The organism is Erythrobacter sp. JB1-15, from assembly GCF_057365035.1.
The window spans coordinates 2,634,415-2,657,442 of the sequence record NZ_CP200295.1; the positions used below are offsets into that span (position 1 = coordinate 2,634,415).

17 protein-coding genes, 1 tRNA gene and 1 pseudogene are annotated in these 23,028 nt (G+C 58.2%); 10 read left to right on the forward strand and 9 right to left on the reverse strand.

Annotation, left to right across the window (positions count from 1 at the left end; genetic code table 11):
- Positions 1-614: 614 nt before the first annotated feature.
- From AC0V6L_RS12720 to AC0V6L_RS12735, 4 genes and pseudogenes are all read left to right on the forward strand, one after another.
- Positions 615-1,436: pseudogene (locus AC0V6L_RS12720) on the forward strand (Y-family DNA polymerase); the annotation flags it as partial.
- Between the two features lie 335 nt (positions 1,437-1,771).
- Entirely contained in the window at positions 1,772-2,050 is a 279-nt protein-coding gene (locus tag AC0V6L_RS12725; RefSeq protein ID WP_486155143.1) for a DUF6504 family protein, read from the forward strand.
- Between the two features lie 165 nt (positions 2,051-2,215).
- Positions 2,216-4,333, forward strand: coding sequence for a sensor histidine kinase (locus AC0V6L_RS12730; protein WP_486154566.1), 2,118 nt, complete (start codon positions 2,216-2,218; stop codon positions 4,331-4,333).
- Between the two features lie 366 nt (positions 4,334-4,699).
- A complete protein-coding gene (locus AC0V6L_RS12735) occupies positions 4,700-5,032 on the forward strand; it encodes a PilZ domain-containing protein (RefSeq protein WP_486151318.1) in 333 nt (110 codons plus the stop codon).
- 81 nt (positions 5,033-5,113) lie between these two features.
- Here the strand turns inward: AC0V6L_RS12735 and AC0V6L_RS12740 are convergent, their stop codons facing one another.
- Positions 5,114-5,695: a phosphoribosyl-AMP cyclohydrolase gene (locus tag AC0V6L_RS12740; RefSeq protein ID WP_486154567.1), complete on the reverse strand. Its 582-nt coding sequence runs from the start codon at positions 5,693-5,695 to the stop codon at positions 5,114-5,116.
- 218 nt (positions 5,696-5,913) lie between these two features.
- On the opposite strand from AC0V6L_RS12740, the gene AC0V6L_RS12745 reads away from it, so the two are divergent.
- From AC0V6L_RS12745 to AC0V6L_RS12760, 4 genes are read left to right on the forward strand one after another with little or no spacing between them, the layout of a single operon-like run.
- The gene (locus AC0V6L_RS12745) at positions 5,914-7,164 is read left to right on the forward strand and encodes a putative DNA modification/repair radical SAM protein (protein WP_486154568.1); all 1,251 of its coding nucleotides are present in this window, start codon (positions 5,914-5,916) and stop codon (positions 7,162-7,164) included.
- Positions 7,164-8,654 (forward strand): UdgX family uracil-DNA binding protein, encoded by a 1,491-nt coding sequence (locus AC0V6L_RS12750; protein ID WP_486154569.1) that lies wholly within the window; start codon positions 7,164-7,166, stop codon positions 8,652-8,654. The genes AC0V6L_RS12745 and AC0V6L_RS12750 overlap by 1 nt, the downstream gene beginning before the upstream one ends.
- 2 nt (positions 8,655-8,656) lie before the next feature.
- On the forward strand, positions 8,657-12,364 hold the full coding sequence (locus AC0V6L_RS12755; RefSeq protein ID WP_486154570.1) for an error-prone DNA polymerase: 3,708 nt from the start codon (positions 8,657-8,659) through the stop codon (positions 12,362-12,364).
- An 8-nt stretch (positions 12,365-12,372) separates the two neighbouring features.
- On the forward strand, positions 12,373-13,116 hold the full coding sequence (locus tag AC0V6L_RS12760; RefSeq protein ID WP_486154571.1) for an extensin-like domain-containing protein: 744 nt from the start codon (positions 12,373-12,375) through the stop codon (positions 13,114-13,116).
- A 16-nt stretch (positions 13,117-13,132) separates the two neighbouring features.
- On the opposite strand, the gene phoB is transcribed toward AC0V6L_RS12760, so the two are convergent.
- The 8 genes from phoB to recJ form a co-directional block, all read right to left on the reverse strand.
- Complete coding sequence (phoB, locus tag AC0V6L_RS12765; protein ID WP_486151328.1) at positions 13,133-13,822, reverse strand: phosphate regulon transcriptional regulator PhoB; 690 nt, start codon at positions 13,820-13,822, stop codon at positions 13,133-13,135.
- A gap of 137 nt (positions 13,823-13,959) precedes the next feature.
- Entirely contained in the window at positions 13,960-14,628 is a 669-nt protein-coding gene (phoU, locus tag AC0V6L_RS12770; RefSeq protein ID WP_486151330.1) for a phosphate signaling complex protein PhoU, read from the reverse strand.
- On the reverse strand, positions 14,628-15,395 hold the full coding sequence (gene pstB, locus AC0V6L_RS12775) for a phosphate ABC transporter ATP-binding protein PstB (protein ID WP_486155144.1): 768 nt from the start codon (positions 15,393-15,395) through the stop codon (positions 14,628-14,630). The genes phoU and pstB overlap by 1 nt, the downstream gene beginning before the upstream one ends.
- 17 nt (positions 15,396-15,412) lie before the next feature.
- Positions 15,413-16,696: a phosphate ABC transporter permease PstA gene (pstA, locus tag AC0V6L_RS12780; protein ID WP_486154572.1), complete on the reverse strand. Its 1,284-nt coding sequence runs from the start codon at positions 16,694-16,696 to the stop codon at positions 15,413-15,415.
- 1 nt (position 16,697) lies between these two features.
- Positions 16,698-18,083 (reverse strand): phosphate ABC transporter permease subunit PstC, encoded by a 1,386-nt coding sequence (gene pstC / locus AC0V6L_RS12785; RefSeq protein WP_486151334.1) that lies wholly within the window; start codon positions 18,081-18,083, stop codon positions 16,698-16,700.
- A 101-nt stretch (positions 18,084-18,184) separates the two neighbouring features.
- A complete protein-coding gene (locus AC0V6L_RS12790) occupies positions 18,185-19,426 on the reverse strand; it encodes an ATP-binding protein (protein ID WP_486154573.1) in 1,242 nt (413 codons plus the stop codon).
- Between the two features lie 110 nt (positions 19,427-19,536).
- Positions 19,537-19,611: transfer RNA gene (locus AC0V6L_RS12795), tRNA-Glu, on the reverse strand.
- A gap of 109 nt (positions 19,612-19,720) precedes the next feature.
- Positions 19,721-21,508 (reverse strand): single-stranded-DNA-specific exonuclease RecJ, encoded by a 1,788-nt coding sequence (recJ, locus tag AC0V6L_RS12800; RefSeq protein WP_486154574.1) that lies wholly within the window; start codon positions 21,506-21,508, stop codon positions 19,721-19,723.
- 81 nt (positions 21,509-21,589) lie between these two features.
- Between recJ and AC0V6L_RS12805 the strand changes: the two genes are divergently transcribed.
- Together AC0V6L_RS12805 and AC0V6L_RS12810 are read left to right on the forward strand one after the other, a co-directional pair.
- Positions 21,590-22,090 carry a flavodoxin family protein gene (locus tag AC0V6L_RS12805; RefSeq protein ID WP_486154575.1) on the forward strand — a complete coding sequence of 167 codons (501 nt, stop codon included), beginning with the start codon at positions 21,590-21,592 and terminating at the stop codon, positions 22,088-22,090.
- Between the two features lie 230 nt (positions 22,091-22,320).
- The gene (locus AC0V6L_RS12810) at positions 22,321-23,028 is read left to right on the forward strand and encodes a hypothetical protein (RefSeq protein WP_486154576.1); all 708 of its coding nucleotides are present in this window, start codon (positions 22,321-22,323) and stop codon (positions 23,026-23,028) included.

The following is a 23,028-nucleotide window of genomic DNA, read 5'->3' on the forward strand; positions in this document are numbered from 1 at the left end:
TTCCGCTGTGGCTAGTGAGGCTGGATGCGGAGGCTGACCTGTCTTCGGCGCGGATGCGCTGGCGGGTTTGCAGCGCGCCTTCTGCTCCTCGTCCAAGGGCTTTTTTGCAGATCAGAGGGGCGAATTTCCACGCTCCGGGACCGCCTGCCTGGCAGGCTGAATTGTTTCGCGCGAGGGGGTATTTGCCTGGAAAATGGATTTTACAAGATGATGAAGTACATGCTGAAAAGCCCGGTTTTACCAACTTTTCCACCGGGCATCTTATTGCCCGCGATCCCGATTTCGGCGAATCCAACATTCGCGAGATCCAACATCTCCAAATCCAACATCCCCAGGCCCAATATCGGCGAACTCACGCCAGGCTGCGCCGCGCCGCATTCTCGCTATCTGGTTCGTGCAACTGTCGGTCGATCGCTGGCAGCTTTCGCTCGGATGTGAGGCGGGGGAGGGGGCGGATGCGGCCCCCGCTGCGCCGCCCCCCACCACGCCGCCGCCCTCGACCGCGCTCCCCCCACAGCTCTCCCCCTACCGCTCTCATCGCCGAGACCGCGCATGGTTTGCGGGTTGAGGCGGTCAATGCGCCTGGCCGCCGCGCTGGTGTCCATGCCGGCATGATGCTGGCCGATGCGCGCACTCTTTGCCCTGCTATCCAGACCGCTCCGGCAGACCCGGCAGGCGATCTTGCTCTGCTGGAAAAGCTGTGCGTGTGGGCACAGCGCTGGGGGCCGTGGAGCGCGCTTGACCCGCCTGATGGCGTGCTGGTCGATATCACCGCTGCCGCTCACCTGTTTGGCGGGGAAGAGCGCGTGCTGGCCGATGTTGAGGCCGTCTTTGCCCGGCGTAAACTCACCACCAGAGCGGCCATTGCGCCCACTGCTGGCGCGGCCTGGGCGCTGGCGCATTTCGGCCCGCCTTCCGCCCGTATCATCGCGCCCGATCAACCGATGATGCGCGCTTTGGGCGATCTTCCGGTGGCCGCGCTCAGGCTGGATGACGATGTGCTGACAGTCCTCAAACGGTTAGGGCTGAAACGGCTTGAAGACCTTGCCGCGATCATTTCTGGCGCGTCATCGTATGACCGTGCAAAGGCGCGCGATGCGCTGCACCGCCGGTTTCGCAATCGCAAATCGCCATCAGCCAATCCGCTTATCAGGCTGGACCAATTGCTGGGCCGCGTGCCCGAACCGCTGCTGCCGATTGCGGCGCAAACCCTGCCGATGGTGCAGCGCCGTCTGGCGGAACCGATCCGTCACCGCACTTTGCTTGATACAGTGCTGGGCGATCTGGCGCGCGATCTGGCGCGCGAACTGGAAGCGCGCGGCGAAGGTGCGCGGCGGCTTGAGCTGGGGCTGTGGCGGATTGATGGCGAAGTGATTGTGCGCAGCCTTGAACTGGCAGCGGCCACGCGTGAACCCGATCACATCCTGCGCCTGTTTGCCGAAAAGCTTGATAATATTGATGCCGGTTTCGGGATTGAGACGGTGCGATTGCGCGCGAGCTGGTCAGAACCTGTGGCCATGGCCCAAAAAGATGTCGAGGCAGAAGCCGAACGCTGCGGCACATCGCTGGCGGGGTTTGTTGACCGGCTGACAGCGCGGCTTGGCCCGGATGCGGTGCGCCGGCCCGTGGCTTATCCCAGCCATTTGCCCGAACGATCACAAAAGTGGCAGCCCCCCTGGATCCGATCCCGAACACTGGCGCCCACACTGGCCCGCACACCGGCGCACATATCGGCGAGCAAAGCCATGAACAGCGCGCCAGACCGCTTAAAATGCTCGACAGGCCCGAACGGATCACGGTTCTGGATATATCGCCTGATGATTATCCGCAGCGGTTTCGCTGGCGCGGCGCTGTGCATGAAGTGGTGCGAGTGGAAGGACCGGAACGCATCGCGCCTGAATGGTGGCGGGAAAAATCAACAGCGCGCCTGCGCGATTATTACCGGATTGAGGATGCGCAAGGGCAACGATACTGGATCTATCGCCACGGACAATCAGGCGATGGCCGCGGCGCAGAGCCTCAATGGTACTTGCAGGGGCTGGGGGCTTAGGGATGACCTATCGCTGGGCGTGAAAGCCGTCATTCGGCTATCGACCCATTTGCAGAGATTATTCTTGTCTCCATCGGCCGACCATTCTCGGACTAGCACTAAGACCCGTAAGCTGCTTAATAGCCGTTTATGGTCGCTGGACCTAGGTGTTGGTTGGGGGAGCTATTGTCCAGATTGGTTATCCTAAGAATTGCTTTTGCTGTTGTCGCGGTTGCAGCAGCATTAGAAATACCCTTGCAACAATCCGCGAGATCGCAAGGGAAGTCCATCTGCGCAGAGCTGATAGCTTCGGTCACCAAGGGAGAGCAATTGGAAAGCGGTGCTGGGAACAGATGCGCTGCTGAGCTACCAACACTCCCTGACGAGCAGCAAGCTGGCTTGATGGAAAACTACCTTCGGCTGCGCGCGAGTTTCATACCGAGAGATGAGCGACCAGCTCTAATCGAACAAGTTGAGCCCAATGCAGCCCGCATGCTGAAGGTCCTTGAGATTGGGAGAAGCTTTGAAGAGCCAGGCGACGAGAAAGCCCGAGAACTGGACACGCTTGTTGCACAATCACGATCTGCCAATGACGAACTGTCGCTGGCTTACCTCAATTTCTATCGAGGCATTCGTGCATTTCAACTGGATGGCGATACGGCTCGAATGGAGTCTTTTCTTCAAGACAGCCTGTCTTTCGCCGAGTCTAACGAGATGGTCGGGCTTTTACCGGGTGTTGTTGGCGCGCTGGCCGTCAGGGCAAAAGCCGATGGCGACTATGCCGTTGCGATTGAACTTTATGAAAAAAACATCAGTTACAATTCAGCAATCGTTGGAGAAGCGGCCCTTGCTGGCATTTATGCGACGACGTCCAATATAGGGAATATCCTGTTTGACCTTGGGGATTACAAGGCAGCCCTGCGACGCCATGAGAGCGCGTTGGATGGATATCGCAAGCTTGAAACCCGATATGATGAGCGCATCGCGCTGTGTCTATTCAACATGGCAATTGCACACTCTCGCATGGAAAATCATGATAAAGCAATTACTCTATTCGATGATGCCCGCGAAGCCGCGAGCGCAGGAAATGCCGCTTATCTCGATGGCTATATCGACTTTGAAGAGGCTATTTCCCTTTTCGCGATCGGCGATAGAGGCCGGGCAATTGAGTTAGCGGAGAAATCGATTGAGCCCAGAATAGAGTTCCGGGAACCCAGTGAGGCTGCCGTGGCACTGAATTGGTTGGCTGCGCGATATCTGGAAGTCGATGATTTTGATAAAACCATGGCTGCATTGGATCGGGCACAAATGATCATGGGTCTTCGGGACTCCGGTTCTAAAGGCTTGGTAGACAATCCTGGGAACACCTACTGGGCTCTTGAGTACGCCAAAACGCGTGGACGGCTTTTGATGCAATTGGATCGATCTAGTGAAGCCAATCAATATCTTGATGCGGCTTTGACACTTAGCGAAGATCGCTTCGAGCAGGAAAAGGTAAGCGCCATAGTAAACTCTGAATTGCTCTTTGACCTTCGCGATAGAGACGCGTCACTTGAGTTGATGCGTGAAAAGGCGACAGTTGCCGATCTAAGGTTAAGAGAGCAAACCACTCGCAGCATACTTGGTTTCTTGGCCGCTGGTCTCGTTGGAGTGCTGGCATTCTTCCTTTACAGATCCTACCGCTTGCAAAGGCGTCTTTCGAAAACCAAGGACACATTTATTGCCGAGATAAATCATCGTGCAAAAAACAACCTGCAGATCCTTTCGAGCCTGCTAAGCATGGAGGCGCGACGCAATCGCGATCCGAAAGTTGATACTAGTTCTCAAGTGGATGCTGCGAACCGCGCTCGGACAATGGCGCTTGTCAATGATCATCTCTTCAATCACAGCAAGCCAGACACGACGAAGGCAGATGTTGGACCATTTCTGGAAGGCCTGATTGAACTGCTTGACGAGAGTCTTGGTCGGGAAAACGTGACACTGGAAGTGAATAGCGTCTCAGCTGAGGTCGATGTTGATCGCCTAACGCCGCTCGGATTGATTGTGTGCGAACTTGTTACCAATGCCTTCAAGCATGCCTTCGCAGAAGGAGGCGGTGCGATCACGGTCACATTGACCGGAGAAGTGGGCTCACTCGTGTTGACCGTTCAAGATACTGGAAATGGGTTTGACCCCCAGAGAGCGCGCGCAAGCGATAGGTCGCTTGGGTGGGAGCTATTGCATGATCTTTCGGAGCAGATCGATGGCAAGCTCGACGTTCAAACTGACGCAGAAGGCACGACTTGGAAACTTTCGCGAGCATAGGGTCCTAATGTGTCTGGCTCCTCTCAAAAGTTGCCATCGTCATTTTGCTCCCAATTAGCACCGATGATAGGGGTAAGCAGTGGAGGTTCTAAAGCGCCACTCTTTAAGGACTGAATAGACGCAGATTTGCAGAACAAAACTCCGATGCAGCGCGTGAGTAAGCTACAAACTTACGCTAGAAGTGGACTGTCTGCTCTCACCCCCAATAACAGCCACACCGCCGCCCCGATCACTCGCCTATAACCGGACGCCGACCTTGAGTTCTGGTGCACCCTCCAGAAGGCGCGCGCTGGCGACACTGCAAAAAATTCTTATCGAAGCGCTTAAGGATCGTTTACCAATTTGTGCAATCAGGCGGCTATGAATATGCAATCGATTCCCCGTTCTGCCGAGCGCCACCCGCTTAGCCTGATGGTTAAAAGCCGGGTGCAATCGCGCGTCATCTATGTCGATCTGATCGATATCTCCGAAGGCGGCTGCAAAGTGAAAGGCAGCGCAGGCTTCGCCGAAATTGGCGATCGCATCCTGCTCAAAGTGGGCAGCGTCAACGCGCCGCTTGGCACGGTTGCGTGGGTCGATGGCAAATATGCAGGCGTCTCCTTTGAAGGGGAGATGCATGCAGGCGTGCTTGATCACTTGCGCGCAACGCAGGGCGGCCGGTTGATGCCCGATGCTGAGGATAAAAGCCGCAAGCTGTAAGCGGCATATGCGAACACCGTCAGGCAAAGAAAAAGGCCGCCCTCTCACCTGAGAAGGCGGCCTTTTCCTTATGCGTGCCTATCAGCCGGGGTTATACGGCAAAGAGCTGTGGTGGACGGTGATTTTCAGATTGCCGTCATCATCCTTCATATAGCCGAATGTGTATTCGACCTTGGTGTCAGCGCCATCGGGCCCGGTGAAGTGATAATTGCCCATCGCAACCGCTTTGTCGCCGTCCTTGTCGATAACGGTGCCTTGATTGTCCCAGCGCACAGCGGTGTAGGGGGCAAGGGCAAAGCCTTTATCTTCTGTGCCTTCGGTGCCGACAAAGTAGCTCAATGCGCCATCAAATGTGCCGCGGAACTGGTTTTCGGCTGCCAAAGTGGGTTTGAACAGCACCGTTTCGCTGTCTTCATAGGCGTAAAACTGGTTGATGTGATCGGTGGCGGCTTGCCGGTAGTCACCTTCTTCGGTGTAAACCTTGCCGATTTTTACAATGCCTTCGCCCCAGGCTGCTTGTGCCGCTTGAACTTCTTCGGCGGTGATTGGGCTGACAGCAGCCTCTGCACCCTCGGCATCAGCGCCGGCGACGTCATTTGCGCCGCATGCTGCAAGAGCGACGGCGCTTGCGGTGAGAAGCGACAGGGTAATTGAATTTTTCATTTGGATACTCCCTTACAAGGGAACATCCTATCCAGTCCCCTTTGCAAAAGCGGCGATTTGTGCCGCGATTTACGTCCGACATCACGAGCAGAATTGCTCGCCAGAGGGGCCCGGTCCGTGTCTCAAAAACGACCCATGCTGCGGCTGGTTCCCGCACGTGTGCAAATTTTGCAGTTGAAGAATTTTGTGTGAGAACATAAAAAGAACACAGAGGTTCCATGGCTCAGCAAACGATCAGACAAAAGCTTGAAATCCTTGCCGATGCAGCAAAATATGATGCGTCGTGTGCGTCTTCGGGGACGGCCAAGAAAAACTCGCTTGGCGGCCCAAACGGAAGGGGCGGCATTGGCTCGACCGAGGGGATGGGTATTTGCCATGCCTATGCGCCTGATGGGCGCTGCATCTCTTTGCTCAAAGTGCTGCTGACCAATCACTGCATTTTCGATTGCCACTATTGCATCAACCGCAAAAGCTCCAATGTCCGCCGCGCGCGTTTCACCCCTCAGGAAATCGCGGACCTCACGCTCAATTTTTATAAGCGCAATTATATTGAGGGGCTGTTTCTCTCGTCAGGCATCATCAAAAGCTCCAATCACACGATGGAGCAAATGGTCGAAGCGGCGCGTATCCTGCGCGAGGAATATGATTTTCGCGGTTACATCCATCTCAAAACCATTCCAGAGGCAGACCCGGAACTGGTTCAGCAGGCGGGGCTGTTTGCCGATAGGGTGTCGATCAATGTGGAACTGCCCACGCGCCAGGGTTTAAGCCGGCTCGCGCCTGACAAGGATGAAAACCAGATCGAAGGCGCGATTGCTCAGACCAAGGCGCGGATTGTTGAGGCAAAGGATGAACGCAAACGCTTTCGCCATGCGCCCCGGTTTGCCCCTGCGGGCCAATCGACGCAGATGATTGTGGGGGCGGACGGTGCCAATGATGCCGATATCGTTGGGCGGGCGGCCGGGCTGTATGGCAATTTTGGCCTGCGCCGGGTGTATTACAGCGCGTTCTCGCCGATCCCGGATGCCTCTGCCGTGCTGCCGCTGAAACGTCCGCCTTTGATGCGTGAGCACCGATTGTATCAGTCCGATTGGCTGATGCGGTTTTATGGCTATGCGCCGGGCGAGGTGGCCCAGGCGACGGATAAGGATGGCAATCTGCCGCTCGATATCGATCCGAAACTGGCCTGGGCGCTGAAATTCCGCGCGCATTTCCCGGTGGATGTGAACCGTGCGTCAAAAGAACAATTGCTGCGTGTGCCGGGGCTGGGGACGGTTGCGGTGGGGCGGATCTTGCGCGCGCGCAGGCACCGGACATTGCGATTGGATGATGTGGCAAAGCTTACCCAGTCGATCGCCAAAGTGCGCCCGTTTCTGGTGGCGCTGGATTGGCGGCCCACGCAGCTGACGGACCGGGCGGATCTGCGCAGCCTGCTGGCGCCGAAGCAGGAACAGCTGGAGCTGTTTTGATGACTGCCCATAACCCGGTCATGCAAAACGTCTCGCTCGGCGCGCATTATACGGTGCATATGCCGCAGCCTGATGATTTTGCCTTCTGGCGAGAGCGGGCGCGCGCTCTGATCCAGTGCGATGTGCCGCCCGACAGGGTCGCCTGGGTGGAGCCGGGCGGGACAGGTGATCTGTTCGCCTTGGAAGGGCCTTCACGCAGTGAAAAGCGCCTGCCTGTTCCGGGTAAAGATGCGCGAAACGTGCGCGTCTCCAAACGGTTTATGGCCCTTGCAAAGAATGCCGCTCTGCATTCTGATCCAGAGCGTTTTGGCCTGCTCTACCGCATGTTGTGGCGGCTCCAATCGAACACGCGGATCATGGAGGATAAGGCGGACCGGGATGTTCGCCGGATAGAAGAGCTGGATAAATCGGTTCGCCGGGACAGCCATAAAATGCACGCCTTTGTCCGCTTTCGCGAAGTGCGCGATGACAGCGGGCCGGAAACCCAAGACGCGCATTATGTCGCCTGGTTTGAGCCCGATCATCACATTGTGCGCGCCAATGCCGGGTTCTTTATGCGCCGCTTTGCCAATATGAATTGGTCGATCCTGACCCCGCGCGGCTGTTTGCATTGGGACGGGACCACCATGCGCGAAAGCGGTCCAGCGCGGCGAGAGGACGCGCCTGATGGCGATCCGGTGGAGGAATTGTGGAAGTCGTATTATTCCTCAATCTTCAACCCCGCGCGCCTGAAAGTGGGCGCGATGCTGGCGGAAATGCCCAAGAAATACTGGAAGAACATGCCCGAGGCTGAGCTGATCCCCGAGCTTATTGCAGGCGCGCAAGCGCGGGAGGCTGGCATGGTGGCCGCAGGCGCGCGCGAGGCGAGGGAGCGGCCTGCAACGCTGGACGTGATCGGTGCAGGAATAGCCGCGTGCCGGGACTGCGCAATAGCGGATTGCGGCACCCGCGCGGTGATGGGTGAGGGGCCTGCCGTCACGCCCCTAATGATCGTTGGCGAACAGCCCGGCGATCAAGAAGATATGGCGGAGCGTCCGTTCGTGGGGCCAGCCGGGCAATTGCTGGATGAGCATTTGCAAGCCGCCGGGATTGACCGCGATGCAGCCTATCTCACCAATGCGGTCAAACATTTCAAGTTCAAGGCGCGGGGCAAGCGCCGCATCCACCAATCGCCCACGGCCAAGGAAATCGACACATGCCGCTGGTGGCTTGAAGCGGAACGCACGATTGTGAAACCGCGCATCGTGCTGGCTTTGGGGGCGAGCGCGGCGCGCGGCCTCTTGGGCAAAACCATCAGCATCACCCGCGCCCGCGGCGCGCCCATCGCTCTGGATGATGGCAGCGAATTGTGGATCACCGCGCACCCTTCCTACCTTTTGCGGCTCGATGGCGATGCGCGCGCGCAGCAGGCGCAATTGTTTGCGCGCGATCTGGCGGCGGTGAAAGCGCGTCTTTCTGAATTATCGGAGGCCCACTCCCGCTCGCTCTGAATATGCCTGACACGCCGCTTACCCCTGACAAACGCACGCTTGATCTGGATCCTGACCTGATCGAGCCGCCAGCGCGCGCGCCGTTTGTCGAACTTGGCGTGGTGAGCTGCTTTAGCTTTCTGCGCGGGGCATCTGATGCGGTTGACCTGGTTATGACCGCGCGTGCGCTTGGCTATGATGCGGTTGCAGTGGCCGATGCCAACAGCTTTGCAGGCGTAGTGCGCGTGCATACTGAGGCAAAGACGCTCAAATTGCGCCCGGTGATCGGCACCCGGATTGAAACGGTCGAGGGGCTGGCTTTCCTTGCCTATCCGCGCAACCGGGCCGCTTATGGGCGGCTGTGCCAGCTTATCAGCGAAGGGCGAATGCGCACGCTGGAGGGGGAGTGGCAGGATAAAGGCGTGTGCGCGGTGAGCCTGTCCATGCTGGCCCGCCATAGCGAGGATGTGCAGCTGATCGCGCTGCCGCCTGATGATCTGAGCGCGCGCTTTACGATTCCTGCTTTTGCCGGTCCTGCTTTTGGAGGGGCTGCTTTTGCCAGCAATGCCACCTCGCTGGAGGGGGAGGGTGCGCAAGGCACGGTCACGCAGGACACAATAACAGGCGCTTTGCCCGATCTGCTGGTGCATCTGACCACCGGGCTGCCGACCTTGCGCCATCTTGCCGCCAGCTATTTGTACCGCGGCGATGATACCGCCCGGATTGACTATCTGGCGGGCATGGCCGCAGCGTATGATCTGCGCCTGCTGGCCACCAATGATGTGCATTACCACGCGCCCGAACGCCGCCCTTTGCAAGATGTGATGACAGCGATTGCCAATAAGACAACCGTGGCAGAAGCAGGCCTGAAACTGAACGCAAATGGCGAGCGTCACCTTAAATCGCCGCAGGAAATGCAGCGCCTGTTTGCCCGGTGGCCCGATGCCATCCGGGCGTCGCGCGAAGTGGCTGATGCGTGCGATTTTTCGCTGGATGAACTGCGTTATGAATATCCCGAGGAGATATATCCGAACGATCAATCGCCGCAGCAATATCTGGTCAGCGAAACATGGGCAGGGGCAGCGCGGCGTTATCCCGAAGGAGTGCCCGAAACGGTGCGCGAAACGCTGAAGCGCGAATTGGCCTTGATCGAGAAACTGGATCTTGCGCGCTATTTCCTCACGATCAAGGATATTGTCGATTTCGCCCGGCAAGTTGATCCGCCCATTCTGTGCCAGGGGCGCGGGTCTGCGGCGAATTCAGCCGTTTGCTATTGCCTTGAAATCACCAGCGTGGACCCTGCCAAACACCAATTGCTGTTTGATCGGTTTATCTCTGAAGAACGCAAGGAACCGCCCGATATTGATGTCGATTTTGAGCATGAACGGCGCGAAGAGGTGATCCAGTATATCTATGCCAAATATGGCCGCCACCGCGCCGGGCTGACGGCAACGGTCATCCATTACCGCCCGCGCATGGCGATCCGCGAAGTGGGCAAAGCGATGGGCCTGTCCGAAGATGTGACCAGCGCGCTCGCTCGCACGGTGTGGGGCGGGCATGGCCGCGAAATTGGCGAAGCGCATGTCGAGGATATCGGCTTGAAGCTGGATGATCCGCATCTTCGCCGCGTGCTCAAATTGACCGAGCAGATGATCGGGATGCCGCGCCATTTATCGCAGCATGTTGGCGGATTTATCCTCACGCAAAACCCGCTCACCGAAACGGTGCCGATTGGCAATGGCGCGATGCCGGATCGGTCTTTTATCGAATGGGACAAGGATGATATCGAAGCGCTGGGCATTCTAAAGGTTGATGTGCTGGCACTGGGCATGCTGACTTGCATCAAGAAATGCCTCGATCTGCTTGAGGTGCATCATGGCCGCGCTTTGACGCTCGCCAGCGTTCCACGCGAAGATCCGGAAACCTATGCGATGCTGCGCAAAGGCGATTCTCTGGGTGTGTTTCAGGTGGAAAGCCGCGCGCAGATGAACATGCTGCCCCGCCTGCGCCCGCGCGTGTTTTACGATCTGGTGATCCAGGTGGCGATTGTGCGGCCCGGCCCGATCCAGGGCGATATGGTGCATCCCTATCTGAAACGCCGCCGGGGTGCAGAGCAGGTGCAAATCCCCGCGCCTTCGCCCCAGCATGGCCCGCCTGATGAACTTTCCAGCATTTTGGAGCGCACTTTGGGTGTGCCGATTTTTCAGGAACAGGCGATGAAGATTGCGCTGGATGCGGCCAAATTTTCCTCGCGCGAGGCCAACCGGCTGCGCAAAGCGATGGCGACATTTCGATCGCGCGGGATGGTGGATGAATTGCAGGATATGATGGTGGGGCGGATGGTGGCGCGCGGCTATGATCCCGATTTTGCCGAACGGTGCTTTAATCAGATCAGGGGCTTTGGCGAATACGGCTTTCCCGAAAGCCACGCGGCATCGTTTGCGCATCTGGTCTATGTGTCGAGCTGGCTGAAATGCCATTTCCCCGCAGCCTTTGCGTGCGGCCTGCTGAACTCGCAGCCCATGGGCTTTTACGCGCCTGCCCAAATCGTGCGCGATGCGCGCGAACACGGGGTGGAAGTGCTGCCAGCGGATGTGAACGGGTCGATGTGGGATTGCACGCTTGAGCCGCGTGCGGGACACGCATCCGCGCGTCCCTTGACCGCAGCCACCCGCGCCCTCCACCCTTCCACCCGGAGCCTACCGGGACACAATCCGGGTGGAAGGGTGGAGGGCGCGGGTGGCCCAGAAGATCATGGGGCAGCGAGCGATAGCGAGCCGCAAGACAAAGGCCAGCAAGATACCCCCATCGCCCTGCGTCTGGGCCTTAGGCAAATAGACGGTCTGCCCGAACATATCGCCGCCCAGTTGATTGCCGAGCGAGAGGAGCGCGGCCCTTACCGCGATGTGGCCGAATTGAAAGAGCGCGCCGGATTGTCGCCTGCGCATATCGAACGGCTTGCCAGTGCAGATTGCTTTACCTCGCTCAGCCTGACGCGAAGGCAGGCCTTGTGGGATGCGCGCAGCCTGATTGCGGGGCCTGATCTGCCGCTGTTCCGCGCGGCGGATGAACGCGATGAGGGGGCAGAGACATCTCCCACCCAGCTGCCCGTTATGCCTTTATCCGAAGAAGTCGTGGCCGATTATCAGACAACCCGGCTCAGCCTGAAAGCGCATCCGATGGCGTTTCTGCGCGCGAGCCTTGGGGATCGCGGCTTTGTGCGTGCGTGTGATCTGCGCAATCGCAAATTTCGCTCCATGGTGCAGGTCGCAGGCGTGGTTCTGATCCGTCAACGTCCGGGCAGCGCTAAGGGCGTGTGCTTTATCACGCTGGAGGATGAGACGGGCGTTATCAATCTGGTGGTGTGGCCCGATCTGAAAGAGAAACAGCGCAAGGTTGTGATGGGCGCTCGGCTGATGGAAGTGCGCGGGCGGGTCGAATATGATGATGAGGTGATCCATGTGATCGCGCAGCATATGACCGATGCGACGCCGTCTTTGTATGGTCTTTCCGATGACATGCTGAACGCGCCTACCGCGCGCGCGGATCATGTGACCGCGCCTTTACAGGGCCGCAAAATGCCAGCGGGGCGAGACGCCGTGCGTGTGCGCGAGGATATTGATGCATTGCCCGGCGGTTTGGCAGACGGCGCGCTTTCTGCTTTGGCGCCCAATGTGAAAGGCCATCCGCGCAATCATCGTATCTTGCCCAAATCGCGCGATTTCCATTAAAGGCACTCATGCCCAAACCCCGTCCAAAGCGCCGAAAAGCCACAGCAAAGCCGCGCTTTCGCACCGAAAGCCGTTTGATACTGCTGGCGATTGCGGGGCTTATCATCTTTGCGGGGTGGAGCTGGCTCGCCGCGCATCCTGAGCACAATCCTTGGGCGCCGCTTAATCTCAACGATCCGGTTGGCATGGCGACCGCGCGAAAGCTGGTCGCGATGCGCGATGATACGCCGGAATGCCGCGCGGTTCTGACCCGCAGCGATATCGCGTTTGAAGCGCTGGAGCCTGTGGGCGAGGGGCCATGTGCGCGCCCTGATCGCACGCAGCTAACTGGTTTTCCGCTGGCTCCGGACACGCCCGCTGTCACTTGCCCGGTCGCCGCCGCGCTTGCCATGTGGAAAGCACGGTCGGTTGAGCCTGCCGCGCGCGATATTCTGGGCAGCGAGCTTGTACGGATGGAGCATCTGGGCGCGTATAATTGCCGCAGAATGCGCGGGGCCGGATCAGGTGCGGGGTGGAGCCAGCACGCCACTGCGAACGCAATCGACATATCCGCTTTTGTGCTGGCCGATGGGCGGCGGATCACTCTGCTTGGCGGATGGGACGGGGAGGGGGATGAGGCGCGTTTTCTGCGCCAGATCCGCGATGATGCCTGCGGAGTTTACGCAACCGTTTTATCGCCCGATTACAACGCCGCGCATGCCGATCACTTCCACCTCGATCAGGATGCGCGCTGGGTCAGCGTTTGCCGCTAGAGCTCAGGTCGCCTGCCTAGGTCGCTTCTAGGGCATAGCCGGCAGAGCGCACGGTGCGAATGGGGTCTTTCACCCCGTCCACGCCAATCGCTTTGCGCAGCCGGCGGATATGAACGTCGACGGTGCGCAATTCGATATCCGATCCTGTGCCCCATACCCCATCCAGCAATTGGCCGCGGCTGAACACGCGGCCGGGGCTTTCCATGAAGAATTTGAGCAGGCGGTATTCGGTCGGCCCCAATTGGAGCGAACGCCCGCGCCGCTGAACTTTGTGCGCCACCGGATCAAGGCGGATATCGCCAACCTCTATCGTTTCGCCAGCCAATGCCGGGCGAATGCGCCGCATCACGGCAGCGACACGGGCCAAAAGTTCGCGCGGGCTGAACGGTTTGGTGAGGTAATCATCCGCGCCCGTTTCCAGGCCTCGCACCCGGTCATCCTCTGCCTCGCGCGCGGTCAGCATGATGATGGGAACATGGGCGGTTTCCTTGTCGCGGCGCAGGCGGCGGCAAACCTCGATCCCGCTGGTGCCTTCGATCATCCAGTCAAGGATGATGAGATCGGGTACATCCTCGCTTGCCAGCACCATAGCTTCATCCCCGTCGCTGGTGCAGCGGACATTATACCCCTCGTTCTGAAAACGGTATTCGAGCAATTCGGACAAGGCCGGGTCATCTTCGACCAGCAGCAATTTGGCAGCGGACATAATCTTCGCAGCTCCTATGTCTCGATCAGACAAGACCCATGGTGTGATGTTTCATTACGGCTACAATTTGATGAAATAAGAGCGCCCAAGTTTTCCACACCCGTCCCGCAGCCTGCGCCGATTGAGCCCATTGCGGCTCAGCGATCTTCCTCGGGCGGATATTCGCCGGTTGCAGCAAAATGCACCATTTCAGCAACATTGGTGGCATGATCGCCGATCCGTTCCAGATTGCGCGCAACGAAAAGCAATTGCGCCGCGCTTGAGATTGTCGCCGGGTTTTCGACCATGTGGCTGACGAGATTGCGGAAAATGCTGTTGTAAAAGGCATCAACCTTGGCATCGGTTGCAATCACTTCGCGCGCCAGACCAGGATCGCGCGCGGCGTATGCGGTGAGGACATCGTGCACCATTTCACTGGCGAGTTCGCCCATGGCGGGCAGCAAAGTGAGCGGTTCGAACCGGTCGCGCCCTTCGATCATGCCAACGCGTTTGGCGATATTTTTGGAATAATCGCCGATCCGTTCGACCACGCCGCCAATTTTCAGCGCTGCAATCACCTCGCGCAGGTCATCCGCCATAGGCGCGCGCAAAGCGATGATGCGCACGGCAAGGCGGTCCACTTCGCTTTCCAGCGCGTCGATTTTCTTGTCGCGCGCAACCACCCGGTCGCCCAATTCTTCATCGCCCCGGATCATCGCTTCGAGCGCTTCCTGAATGGCAACTTCGGCGAGGCCGCCCATTTCCGCAATCAAGCCGCGCAGCCGGGTGATGTCTTCATCGAAAGCTTTGACTGTATGATCGGCCATCAGCCGTAGCGTCCTGTGATGTAATCCTTGGTCCGTTCTTCGATGGGGTTGGTGAAGATATCGGAGGTTGGCCCGTATTCGACCATTTTGCCAAGGTGGAAAAAGGCAGTGCGCTGGCTGACCCGCGCGGCTTGTTGCATGGAATGGGTGACGATGACGATGGCATAGCGGCCCGACAATTCATCGATCAGTTCCTCGATCTTTGCCGTGGCAATAGGGTCAAGCGCCGATGCGGGTTCGTCCATCAGGATCACTTCGGGATCAACCGCAATCGCGCGCGCAATGCACAAACGCTGCTGCTGACCGCCTGAGAGAGCCGTGCCGGAATCCTCCAGCCTCTCCTTCACCTCGTCCCACAAACCCGCGCGCGTGAGTGATTTTTCGACGATCACATCAAGATCGGGCTTTTTCTCCGCAAGGCCGTGGATTTTGGGGCCGTAGGCGATGTTTTCATAAATCGATTTGGGAAACGGATTGGGCTTTTGAAAAACCATCCCAACGCGTGCGCGCAATTGCACGACATCCATCGTATCATCGAGGATGTTTTCGCCTTCCAATTCGATATTGCCCGTCACCCTTGCGACCGAAATCGTATCGTTCATGCGGTTAAAGCACCGCAGAAACGTCGACTTGCCGCAGCCCGATGGGCCGATAAACGCGGTGACGTAATCGGGAGAGACATCGATCGAAACCTCATCGATGGCTTTCTTATCGCCGTAATAGACAGAGACATTACGCGCGCGCATTTTCGCGGCGGTGTCTTCCATATTGTCGTGAATGACTGTCACCAGGTTTTCTCAAATTTGTTGCGGAGGTAAATGGCAAGGCCGTTCATGGCGAGCAGGAACAGCAAAAGGACGATGATCGCAGCGCTGGTGCGTTCGACAAAGCCGCGGTCAATCTCGTCTGACCACAGGAAGATCTGCACGGGCAAAACGGTGGCGGGCGATGAGAAGCTGTCAGGCGGAGTGGCGACAAAAGCGCGCATCCCGATCATCAAAAGCGGTGCGGTTTCGCCCAGCGCGCGGGCCATGCCGATGATCGTGCCGGTCAGCATTCCGGGCATGGCGAGCGGCAGGACATGGTGGAACACGACTTGAATGGGCGATGCTCCAACCGCCAGCGCGCCATCGCGGATCGAAGGGGGCACAGCTTTGATCGCGTTGCGGCCCGAAATCACAATGACGGGCATCGTCATCAGCGCCAAAGTCATCCCGCCGATCAGCGGCGCTGAACGCAGATTGGGAAAGATCGCCAGAAATACCGCAAGGCCCAAAAGGCCAAATATGATTGAGGGAACCGCCGCAAGATTGTTGATCGACACCTCGATCAGATCGGTCCAGCGGTTTTTGGGCGCGTATTCTTCGAGGTAAAGCGCCGACAATACACCAATGGGAAAAGCGAGCATCAAAGTGACGATCATCGTCAGGATTGATCCCTTGAGCGCGCCCCAGATACCGACCTGCTGCGGGCTGGTCGCATCAGATCGCGACAGGAAAGCCCAATCCCAGTTTTCCGCCAATTTGCCCTCGCTTGCAAGCTGGCTCGCGAGCGCCTGCATTTCAGGCGATCCTTCGCCGGCAAGCCCTGCAGCCAGATCAGATGAAGCGGGCAGATTGAAGGTTTGCGAACGCTCTATCAGGCTGGGATCAGCGGCGAGCGCGGCGGCCACATCGCGCCAGGCATCGCGGCTCAATTGCTCGGCAGCCGCTTCGCCCATGGCTTCGCTGGCGTAGAATTCCACGACATCGGGCAGGCCTTGCATTTCCAGTGTCTGCACCGCGCTTGGGGCGGTCAGCGACACTTCATCGCCGGTCACACCGCTTTCGGGAAAGTTGATTGGCACGGTCAGTTCGGCGCGCTGAAACCCGCCAATGCCATTGACCAGCATATTGCCGAGCAGGAAGATCAGCACTGCAACAGAGAACAGGATCGCGCCTTGTCCCATCAGTTTAAAATTGCGTTCCGACCGGTACCGTTTGGCGAGCCGCTTTTCAAAAGCGGGCGTGCGGGTAGGGCGAGTGAGGTCGGGGGTCAGATCAGCGGTGTCTGCAGGGATAGTAGCCATCTTACTCGTAAGCCTCCCGGAACCGTTTGACGACGCGCAAGGCGATAAAGTTGAGTGCCAGTGTCACCAGAAACAGGACAAAGCCCAGCGCAAAGGCGCTCAATGTGGCGGGGTGATCAAAGCTGCCTTCGCCGGTGAGCATTTTGACGATTTGCACAGTCACGGTCGTCATGCGTTCCAGCGGATTGGCGCTCAGATTGGCAGCGGTGGACGCGGCCATCACCACGATCATGGTCTCTCCAATCGCGCGGCTTACCGCCAGCATGATCCCTGCGACAATGCCGGGCAGGGCGGCGGGGAACAGCACTTTGCGGATCGTTTCCGATTTGGTCGCGCCCATCGCATAGGAACCATCGCGCATCGCGCTTGGCACGGCTGCAATGGAATCGTCAGCCATTGAGGAGACGAAGGGGATAATCATCACCCCCATCACAACGCCCGCTGCCAGCGCGCTTTCGGTGGAGGCATTCGTCATGCCAAGCGCAAGCGCTGCATCGCGGATGGCAGGGGCCACAGTCAGCGCGGCGAAATAGCCGTAAACGACCGTGGGCACACCGGCGAGAATTTCCAGCGCAGGTTTGACCCAGGCGCGCAATCGGGGATCGGCATATTGGGTGAGATAAATCGCGCTCATCAAACCCAGCGGGATCGCGACAATCATCGCGATGATCGCGCCGATAAAGATCGTGCCCCAAAACAGCGGAATCGCGCCATAGCGGGAGCCATCGGGGTTTTCAGGATTGCTCATCGGATCGGGCGACCAGAATGTGCCGAACAGGAAATCGGCAGGCGATACCATCCCGAAAAAGCGGACCGTTTCAAATACGAGGCTGGCAAAGATGCCAAATGTGGTCAGGATCGCGACGAGCGAGGCCAGCAGCAGCACCACCATAACGGTGCGCTCTACCCGTGTGCGGGCGCGGAAATCGGGGCGGATGCGCAGGAATGCAAACGCGCCGCCGCCAAATCCAATCAGCAAAGTGATCACAATGCCAATCCAGTTGTACCGCCCGATCGCCTCACGAAAGGGTTCGACCAGTGCCTCCGCGCCATCATTGAACACGCCGGGCGCATTGCCGCTGGCGACCGCGCGGGCTTCTGACAGCCAGGCATCGCGTTCAAATCCGAAGGATGGGAGATTTTGCGCTCCCGGACTGGCAAGAACGCTTTGCGTGATCAGCTGCGGGGCGACAAACGACCACAGCGCAACAAAGGCCAGCACGGGGATGACGATCCACACCGCAACATACCAGGCGTGATAGACGGGCCGGGCAACGGGCCGCGTATCAGGGCTCGCCTTTTGAAAGCTCCACGCCTTGGCGCGCCCGGCAAGCCAGCCTGCAAGGCCAAGCCCGATGGCAATCAGGATAAGCGTAATCGGCGACATGGTTTAGTGTGAGTTCCCCGGTTTGCGGCCTTGCCCGCATGCGATTCTGGCAAGACCAAGCCGCTGCCATGGCCGTTTCATGTTGAGGAAATAAGACAACGTCATGTCCACTGCGTTTCTTGCGGTTCTGGCGCGGCAGTCTGACCGTCGCCGCCGCCTTGATTCTCGCTCTCGATAACAGGCAGCCGCACCGTGATGCGCGTTCCCTTGTCGACTTTGCTTTCAATGTCGAGCCGGCCCCGGTGCCGCTCCACAATGTGTTTCACAATCGCAAGGCCCAGCCCGGTTCCGCCCGATGCGCGGCTGCGGCCGGGATCGGTGCGGTAAAACCGCCGGGTCAGATGAGGGATATGTTCAGGCGCGATGCCGTCGCCTTCATCGCTCACACAAAGCCGCGCCTGACCATCGGGCGCGCGGTCCAAAACAACTGTGACAGGCGTATCGGGCGTGCCATATTTGAGCGCATTGTCGACCAGATTGCGCACCACTTGTTCCAATTGGCCGCGATCGCCGTGGATTTGCGCATTGCGATCGATCTGCAAAACCACGCGGTCAAACCGCTCTGATCCTGCGGCATCGCGCGCCGCGCGTTCCACCAGTTTTCCCAAAGCCAGTTCTTCGCTCGGTGCGTCATGCTTTTCAGCTTCAACCCGTGACAGGCTCATCAGATCGCTAATCAGCGATTGCAGCCGCTGGGCTTCGCGTTCAATCGTGGTCAGGAATTTCTTCGATGTAGCGGTATCAAGGCTGTCAGCGGTTTCATTCAGCGTTTCGACATAGCCCAAAATGGCAGCGAGCGGCGTGCGCAATTCGTGGCTCGCATTGGCAACGAAATCGGTGTGCGCGCGGCTGAGGTCGGCTTCTGCGGTCTGGTTGATTAGCTCGATCACAGCGAGGTTCTGATCGATGCCGTGGCGATTGACTTGCCAGATATCCTGACGGCGCACCAAACCGCGCACAATGGCCTGTCCGTTGATGTTTTTTGCCAGCAAGGAAATCGCCTCAGGCTGGCGAAAGGCGACGCGCGCGTCCTGGCCGATAATGTGCTGGCCCAGCATTCTGCGCGCGCTGCGATTGGCCACCGCGATGGTGTTGCGATCTGTAACAAGGACGGGAGTGGACGAATTTTCAAACAATGCGCGCATCGATTCAATTGAGAACGGCTTTTCAATCACAACCGCAGGCGGTTCGGGCGGACGGCCAGCGGCGACCAAAAGCGATCCGATCCACACCGCCAAAACCGCAATGGCAATGACCGGGTCAACATCCAGCGCAATAATGGCTGCGACTGTGACAAGCGCCAAAGTGATACCGGCAAATGGAAGTGATTGTCCAAAACCCATGGGCGCGCTTTATCGCCAAGCTTGCGCAAGGGGAAGCGCCCTTTATCCAGAGCCGCACCTGAGAGCCTGCCGCCGCCAGCTCTGCGCCATTTGTATGGGGAAGAGCGAAGTGGTGACCCCTACGGGAATCGAACCCGTGTTTCAGCCGTGAAAGGGCCGCGTCCTAACCGCTAGACGAAGGGGCCACGCTAATCGCGAGAGCGCGCATCTAGGAGCGTCGGCGATTACGGTCAAGCCCTCATGCAGCCCTGCCTGTCAGTTTTTATGCTGCGGCGTGGAAAAGTGCAGCCGCGCTCAATCGGCAAAGGCGGCATCTTCAAGGTGCAGTTCGGCTGCGGGACGGTTGCCCCAATCATCGCGCTTAACGCGGCCAGCAAAGTGAAACTGGCGCCCTTTGCTGCGGTGGATAAGGGTTTGCGCCATTTCGGTTTCGGCCGCGCGAAAGGCTATCGCCTTGAACGATTTGCCATCGCGTCCGGCGGCGATGACGCGCAAATGATCCTTGCCCACAATGTCAGCCTTTATCACGCGCACAGGGCCAACCGCGATGCGCGGGGCGGGCCAGCCAACGCCAAATGGCCCGGCTTCTTCCAATGTCGAGACAAGTTCAGGCGTAAGCCCGCCGGGTGCGAGCGACAGGTCAAGCTGCATCGCCATCGACGCACGCGCCCGGTCAATATCGCGGGCAAGTCGGGTGTCGAGAAATTCGGTGAACTTACCGATTGCCTCGGCTGAAATGGTCAGTCCTGCCGCCATGGCATGACCGCCGCCTGCGACAAGCAAGCCTTCCTCGCGCGCGGCGATGATGGCAGCGCCAAGATCCACTCCGCTGATGGAGCGGCCCGATCCTTTGCCCGTGCCTTCGGTTTGATCCAGCGCGATGACAATCGACGGTTTGCCCGTTTTCTCTTTTATCCGGCCTGCAACAATGCCGATCACGCCGGGATGCCATCCGCTGGCGGACAGCACGTGGACAGCCATATTGTGCTGATGGGCCAATTGTTCCTCGGCCTGGGCTTGCACTTCGCCTTCGATGGCGCGGCGTTCTTCGTTGAGATGGGATAGCTTTTCCGCGATTTCTTTCGCCTCTTCGCGGTCCTGCGTTGTGAGCAATCGCACGCCAAGGGTCGATTCGCCGATGCGCCCGCCCGCATTGATCCGGGGGCCAAGCGCAAAGCCCAGATCAGAGGCCTGCGGTTTGCGCGTCAAACGGCTTGCATCCATCAGCGCTGCCATCCCGATCCGTTCGCGCCGGGCAAGCACTTTAAGCCCCTGCGATACGAACGCCCGGTTCAGCCCATGCAATGCGGCGACATCGGCAACTGTGCCCAAAGCGACCAGATCAAGCAGAGCCATCAAATCAGGCTCATCGCGGCCGGCAAAGAAATCCTGCGCTCGCAATGTCCGCACCAGGGCTATCGCAAGCAGAAACGCGACGCCCACGGCTGCCAAATGGCCATGCGATGCGGCAAGGTCGTTTTCATCGAGGCGATTGGGATTAACAAGCGCGGCAGTGGGCGGCAGATCGGCGGAGCATTTGTGGTGATCGACCACAATCACATCCACCCCTGCATCGCGCGCCATCGTCAACGCTTCGTGCGCCATCGCGCCGCAATCAACCGTCACGATTAAGGTGGAGCCGCTCTCAGCGAGTTTCACCAAAGCTTCGCCTGTGGGGCCATACCCTTCGAGCAAGCGGTCGGGAATGTAATATCCCGCATCCGCGCCAAGGTCGCGCAGCACTTGAACCAATAAAGCGGCGCTGGTCGCGCCATCGACATCATAATCGCCGTAAATGGTGATCTGCTCATTCGCAGTGACCGCGTCCGCAATGCGCTTTGCTGCCTGATCCATATCGTTAAACTCGGACGGGTTGGGCAAAAAAGCGCGCATTGTGGGCGATGCGTGCCGCGCCAGATCATCGGCTTCGACCCCGCGCGTGAGCAGCAATTGTTCAACGATGGATTTTTCAAGTCCATGCGCGCTGCCTCCAACTTCCATATTCCCGCCGCGCCACAGCCATGCCTTTCCATTAAAGGATTTATCGACGCCAAGAACATGGGAAAGGGAATGTGCAGCCATCAGGCATACCTACAGCAAAGCTATAGGGGGTGACAGCCATGCGGTTTGACAATCGACAGGTCATCGGGTTTGCCGAAGCGTATGGATGAAAACACTGTAACCAAACCCGTTCTGGCAGTGATCTGGCACTCTCGCACAGGGGCAAGCGAGCAGATGGCCCGCGCCATTGCGGGGGCCGCTGATGGCGGCGCTGTGCTGCTGCGCGCGGACATGGTGAGCGCGCGCGATATGCTGGATGCGCGCGGATATGCATTCGTCTGTCCGGAAAATCTCGGCAGCATGAGCGGCGCGATGAAAGAGATGTTTGACCGGCTTTATTACCCTCTTTTGGGGGAGTTAGAGGGGCGCGCCTATACCTCGGTCATCGCTGCAGGGTCAGATGGAGAAGGCGCGCACCGCCAATTGGAGCGCATTGTCACGGGGTGGCGGTTGAAAAGAGTGACTGAAAAAATGATCGTCAATTTTGCTGCGCAAACGCCTGAAGAAATATTGGCCACGAAAACTTTGGGCGAGGAAGTAGAACACAATTGTCGTGATTTGGGCGAAGGCCTAATTGAGGGACTGCGCAACGGCATATTTTAGTGTATGTGCCTGTTTGAGAGAGAGTGACATGTTAACATTGACACGCTAGACGTGCGCGCAACGGAGCCGCATGTGTCAATGAATTGCCGCTCGCTACACAGGAAAGGGCAGTTGGTATCGCAGATAGTCCAAACGCTGCGTCGGAAGGCCTTTACCTGCTGTTTGCCCGTGGCAAACGGCCCACTCGCTTCGCCATTCGTGACTTTGCAAAAAGCCAACGGGCTGTCTCAATGTCATATGATCCTTGCGAAGGATCATCACTTCATCTGGTTTCCACAGATGGCGAAACACTCAAAAGAAAAGAGCAACCACAGGTTGTCCAGCCGACCGAATCGGCTTGGGTTGAGCTGCTGCATAACGGTCTGACATTCGATTTAACGGGTCTGGCGCCGGGTCTTGCCTGTGAAATTCCTGCAATCGAACATCGGTTCGACTTGGATGATACCGGTTCGCTTTCGGTTTTGGAAAGTGTCCAGATTGTCCCGGGGGAACATTTGGTGGGCGGTCAGGCATCAATGCCGGTTGTTAAAGGCATGACAGCGCTGGCGCGCGATATGATCCATCAGTTCGATGACATTGTCGGCATCGTATGGCCGCCATCGGGCAGCGCGATTGGTCGCCGGTTTTTCGAGTCAATTTCAACGGCTTGGCTCGAAGGCGGGGCATTTCCAGCACTGGGTCTCACCGCATTTCGCGAAACGCTGGATGGCGCTTTGCAAAGTGTTGGTCTTGATTTTTGGGTCGGTCAAGAAATCAGGATTGAGCCTCCTTTATCCGAAGACAAGGTCGCAGCAACCAGGCTCGGCGTTAGACTTATCAATCAAATGATACTTATTGGTGGTCTTGAAGAACCGGAAAGAATTACTGGTCCTGATAGAACTCCACTTATCATGCGACCTTCTCGTAACCAAAAATTTATTAGAGTGTGGCCTGATTAA

What these genes read in the sequence shown, in the direction of transcription:
- phoB (WP_486151328.1), bottom strand. Translation starts at nt 13,822, where the DNA reads ATGTCCGCTGCCAAATTGCTGCTGGTCGAAGATGACCCGGCCTTGTCC.
- AC0V6L_RS12760 (WP_486154571.1), top strand. Translation starts at nt 12,373, where the DNA reads ATGCCCAAACCCCGTCCAAAGCGCCGAAAAGCCACAGCAAAGCCGCGC.
- AC0V6L_RS12755 (WP_486154570.1), top strand. Translation starts at nt 8,657, where the DNA reads ATGCCTGACACGCCGCTTACCCCTGACAAACGCACGCTTGATCTGGAT.
- AC0V6L_RS12745 (WP_486154568.1), top strand. Translation starts at nt 5,914, where the DNA reads ATGGCTCAGCAAACGATCAGACAAAAGCTTGAAATCCTTGCCGATGCA.
- AC0V6L_RS12790 (WP_486154573.1), bottom strand. Translation starts at nt 19,426, where the DNA reads ATGGGTTTTGGACAATCACTTCCATTTGCCGGTATCACTTTGGCGCTT.
- recJ (WP_486154574.1), bottom strand. Translation starts at nt 21,508, where the DNA reads ATGGCTGCACATTCCCTTTCCCATGTTCTTGGCGTCGATAAATCCTTT.
- AC0V6L_RS12725 (WP_486155143.1), top strand. Translation starts at nt 1,772, where the DNA reads ATGCTCGACAGGCCCGAACGGATCACGGTTCTGGATATATCGCCTGAT.
- AC0V6L_RS12735 (WP_486151318.1), top strand. Translation starts at nt 4,700, where the DNA reads ATGCAATCGATTCCCCGTTCTGCCGAGCGCCACCCGCTTAGCCTGATG.
- pstA (WP_486154572.1), bottom strand. Translation starts at nt 16,696, where the DNA reads ATGGCTACTATCCCTGCAGACACCGCTGATCTGACCCCCGACCTCACT.
- pstB (WP_486155144.1), bottom strand. Translation starts at nt 15,395, where the DNA reads ATGGAAGACACCGCCGCGAAAATGCGCGCGCGTAATGTCTCTGTCTAT.
- pstC (WP_486151334.1), bottom strand. Translation starts at nt 18,083, where the DNA reads ATGTCGCCGATTACGCTTATCCTGATTGCCATCGGGCTTGGCCTTGCA.
- AC0V6L_RS12810 (WP_486154576.1), top strand. Translation starts at nt 22,321, where the DNA reads ATGTCATATGATCCTTGCGAAGGATCATCACTTCATCTGGTTTCCACA.
- phoU (WP_486151330.1), bottom strand. Translation starts at nt 14,628, where the DNA reads ATGGCCGATCATACAGTCAAAGCTTTCGATGAAGACATCACCCGGCTG.
- AC0V6L_RS12805 (WP_486154575.1), top strand. Translation starts at nt 21,590, where the DNA reads ATGGATGAAAACACTGTAACCAAACCCGTTCTGGCAGTGATCTGGCAC.
- AC0V6L_RS12740 (WP_486154567.1), bottom strand. Translation starts at nt 5,695, where the DNA reads ATGAAAAATTCAATTACCCTGTCGCTTCTCACCGCAAGCGCCGTCGCT.
- AC0V6L_RS12750 (WP_486154569.1), top strand. Translation starts at nt 7,164, where the DNA reads ATGACTGCCCATAACCCGGTCATGCAAAACGTCTCGCTCGGCGCGCAT.